Source organism: Filimonas effusa (genome assembly GCF_004118675.1).
In the GTDB taxonomy this organism is placed as follows: domain Bacteria; phylum Bacteroidota; class Bacteroidia; order Chitinophagales; family Chitinophagaceae; genus Filimonas; species Filimonas effusa.
In genome coordinates, this window is sequence record NZ_SDHZ01000008.1 from 1 (window position 1) to 3,977 (window position 3,977).

A 3,977-nucleotide genomic window follows, 5' to 3' on the forward strand; every position below is an offset into this window, starting at 1 on the left:
GAACGGAGCGTCGCCTTTACATTTGCCCAGGGAACCGAACGCTGGTATCCCCCCAAACACCCCGCACGAGCAACAAACAGGCAAATAATTTATCATTGCACCCAATTTATAGGCAACTGTGTTTAACTAAGAGCGTCGCTGGGCAATACCCAACCGTTGTATCAGTCCACAGTTGTTTCATTTTGGTTAGATCAACTTAAATAGAATGCCGGGAACAAAACCCAGTAAAGGCGTGAGGTGTCTGACCATTATTAAAACGATTGCATGAAAAAATTATTCGTCGGGATTGATGTCTCTAAGCTATGGTTGGACGTATCAACCGTTCACAATGACCAACCTAATCAGTACATCAGAGTAGATAACACCAAATCAGGGTTCCGAAGTTTATTGAACTGGCTCAAAAAGCAGGCAAAAGTAGAAAACTGGTTAATATGTCTGGAACATACGGGGATCTATGCGCAGCCGCTATGGCAATACCTGACGGAAAAGAGGATTCCTTTCTCCGTTGTTGCTGGTACTGTTATTAATGCAGGTATAGCTATAAAAAGAGGCAAAAGTGATAAGGTGGACTCGCTTGCGATAGCCAAATTTGCTAAAAGGTATGCTGACGAACTAAAACCGCACAGGTTACCAGCAGAGCTGTTAAAAAGGCTAAAAATGCTCTTTGCTTACAGGGATCGGTTGGTAAAGGCAAAGGTTTCGCTGGAGGTGCCTGCTACCGAAGCAGAGGGTTACTCTCCCAAAGACAGTAGCGAGATGCGGGAGGACTGTAAAGAGGTGGTAGAGTTTCTTCGTTTACGCATTAAGCGGCTTGAAAAGATGATTGTGGAGATTATTAAGAGTGATCCTGATACAACGAAATGCTATGATTTGATAATGACTGTGCCTGGAATAGGGATCGTTACAGCCTGTTATCTCCTTATTGTGACAGAATGTTTCAGCTTATTTAAAAGCAGCCGTCAATTGGCCTGCTATGGAGGTATAGCGCCATTTGAGCATACCAGCGGAAGTAGCATTCGCGGTAAAACGCGGGTATCGGCAAAAGCAGATAAAAAATTGAAGGCCCTTTTAAGTAGGGGTGTAAGCACTTTGCTCATACACCATTTACCAACGAAGGACTATTTTGAACGTAAGATAGCTGAGGGGAAGCATCAAAACCTCATTAGGAATAATCTCAAAAACAAGCTACTTCACACTGTATTTTCAGTCATTAGGCGTTCTGAACCATATGATCCATGTTATAGACTGGCTGTACATTGACTGCAACTATCTGTGCAGACTTGATATTTCTGGTAAGTAAGCTATATTTGCAGGCATGAAATGGTTGGTTTTCCTTTTTTCTTTATATGTACTGGTGTTATCCGGCATTCCTTGTAGTGCGGATGATGACTGTTGCATTGAAGAATCCAGGTCCTTAACCAGTTCTCAACATGAAAAAAGCAGCGATAGCGATCATAAACCTATGTCGCCTTGTTCGCCTTTTTTTGCTTGCGGCGCTTGTCATGGAATAACGCTGCCCGTACTTACAGTTATTTGTGCGCCCGAGTATGTACCTGTACTGGTAGAGAAAACATCTTTTTACCAGGAATACATCAAGTTTGATTTCCATTCTAATATCTGGCAACCTCCCAAAAGAGCCTAATACTTAATACTGCATTTGATTTCATTCTGCCTCTTTGTGGCAGTATTTTCCTGTTTTGTAATTTTTACTATTAAATGAAAAAAGTTTTAGGCTTAATACTAATGCTTTGCATAGGCGATCTGTGCATGGCCCAAAATAAATTGACAGTTGTTGTTAAAAATGCTGATTCTAAAGAGCTATTAGCGGGTGCCACTGCTCTTTTAGCGGGCACTAATAAAGGTGCTATAGCAGATAGTAATGGCGTCCTGACAATACCTAATGTCCCTGACGGCAAACAAGTGTTTACGTTCCGATTTACGGGCTTTGGAGAACACAATGAAACATTGACTTTCCCCCGCAATAACGATACATTAGTGATCCTGTTAGAGGCGGCTGGTGAAGAAATGGAAGAAGTGGTGATTTCCTCTACCAGAAGTGGAAGAACGATTCAAAACATTCCTACCCGTGTAGAATTGATAGACGGGGAAGAATTGGAAGAAAAAGGCAATATGAAACCAGGCGATATACGCATGATGCTGAATGAAAGTACCGGCATACAAACACAACAGGTTTCCGCTACTTCTGCCAATTCAAGTATTCGTATTCAGGGATTGGACGGTCGCTATACGCAATTGTTAAAAGACGGCTTTCCATTATATGCTGGTTTTTCAGGCGGTTTAGGGCTGCTGCAAACCCCGCCATTAGATTTAAAGCAAGTAGAAGTGATAAAAGGCGCTTCTTCCACGTTGTACGGTGGCGGGGCAATTGCAGGTTTAGTGAACCTGATTTCCAAAGTACCTACGAACGAAAGAGAATTGAAATTTCTTATCAACGGTACTTCCGCCGGTGGCCTGGATGTAAACGGGTTTTATGGGCAAAAGTTTAAGAAAGTAGGTGTCACTGTATTTGCTTCACGCAACACCAGTAAAGCCTATGATCCATCCAGCAGTGGGTTTACCGCCATTCCTAAAACTGAGCGTTATGTATTCAATCCAAAGCTCTTTGTTTATTTTAGCGATAGAACAAAGATGAACATTGGTGTTAATACTACGTTTGAAGAAAGAACGGGAGGCGACATTGAATATATCAAAGGTAACGGTAGTAGCTCTCATAGTTACTTTGAAAAGAATAAGAGCAACCGTTTTTCAACACAGTTTTCATTCGAGCACCAGCTTAATGAGCATAGTGGCCTGACGGTAAAAAATTCCGTAAACAATTTCAATAGAACGATCACGATACCCGACTATGTATTTGACGGAAAACAGTGGTCTTCTTATTCAGAAGTTGCCTATACAAATAACCTTGAGAAAATGGATTGGGTAGCAGGATTAAATGCCTATACCGATAACTTCAAGGAATATCCTAAAGATGGCTTTCCTAAAAGAAACTATGACCACAATACAATAGGCGGTTTTGTACAAAATACCTTGAAAGCCACAAGCTGGCTTCAAACAGAGTTGGGTTTAAGAAGCGACTATATTATAGATTACGGCTGGACTGTTTTACCACGGGTGTCTGCGCTATTTAAAATAACACCGAAGTTTACTTCCCGTTTAGGCGGCGGCTTGGGATATAAAACACCTACCGTGTTTACAGAAGAGACAGAACGCCTGCAATTCAGGACTGTGCTTCCGATCAGTCCCGATGTTAATAAGTTGGAAAGGTCATACGGAGCCAATTTTGATATGAATTACCGCACCACACTTTGGGAAGGGGTAAAACTAACTGCTAACCAGCTTTTCTTTTATACCCGCATTAATAATCCTTTATTATTGAGTAATACAGGGTTGAATCAGTACCAACTTATCAACTCAGATGGCTATGTGGATACGAAAGGATGGGAAACCAACGTGAAGCTGAGTTATGCCGACTTTAAGTTATTTGTTGGCTACACCTTCACCGATGCACAATTGAGCGAAGGCGGTGTAAAGAGGACGAACCCGCTTACAGCAAAACATCGTTTAAATAACGTGTTGATGTATGAGGTGGAAGATAAATGGAAAGTGGGCTTAGAGGCGTATTATTACAGTAAGCAGTCATTGAATGACGGCACCACCGGAATGGCGTTCTGGACTTGTGGCTTTATGGCTGAAAAGCTCTGGGAAAAATGGTCTTTGTTCGTGAATTTTGAGAACGTCACGGATACCCGTCAAACAAAATTTGGCAACATTTATAGTGGTAGCGTAACCAATCCTGTATTCCGGGATATTTACGCGCCATTAGATGGCTTTGTTGTCAATGGTGGAGTGAAAATCTCCTTGTAGTAACTTGGCTGGGGAAGTAACTGTATACTGTTTCCCCAGCCCTTTTTTTATTAACACCTGTTTTTATTTGGTTGAACCATAGAATGCAACGG

Annotated in this window: 3 protein-coding genes; all 3 read left to right on the forward strand. The window is 41.8% G+C overall.

Annotation, left to right across the window (positions count from 1 at the left end; translation table 11 throughout):
* Nucleotides 1-264: 264 nt before the first annotated feature.
* On the forward strand, nt 265-1,260 hold the full coding sequence (locus ESB13_RS23610) for an IS110 family RNA-guided transposase (RefSeq protein WP_129006567.1): 996 nt from the start codon (nt 265-267) through the stop codon (nt 1,258-1,260).
* Between the two features lie 55 nt (nt 1,261-1,315).
* Nucleotides 1,316-1,642, forward strand: coding sequence for a DUF6660 family protein (locus tag ESB13_RS23615; RefSeq protein WP_129006569.1), 327 nt, complete (start codon nt 1,316-1,318; stop codon nt 1,640-1,642).
* A 74-nt stretch (nt 1,643-1,716) separates the two neighbouring features.
* Entirely contained in the window at nt 1,717-3,885 is a 2,169-nt protein-coding gene (locus ESB13_RS23620) for a TonB-dependent receptor (protein ID WP_129006571.1), read from the forward strand.
* Nucleotides 3,886-3,977: the final 92 nt, after the last annotated feature.

Bases quoted from the DNA above. Each gene is read 5' to 3' on its own strand.
- ESB13_RS23610 (WP_129006567.1), top strand. From the start codon at position 265: ATGAAAAAATTATTCGTCGGGATTGATGTCTCTAAGCTATGGTTGGAC.
- ESB13_RS23620 (WP_129006571.1), top strand. From the start codon at position 1,717: ATGAAAAAAGTTTTAGGCTTAATACTAATGCTTTGCATAGGCGATCTG.
- ESB13_RS23615 (WP_129006569.1), top strand. From the start codon at position 1,316: ATGAAATGGTTGGTTTTCCTTTTTTCTTTATATGTACTGGTGTTATCC.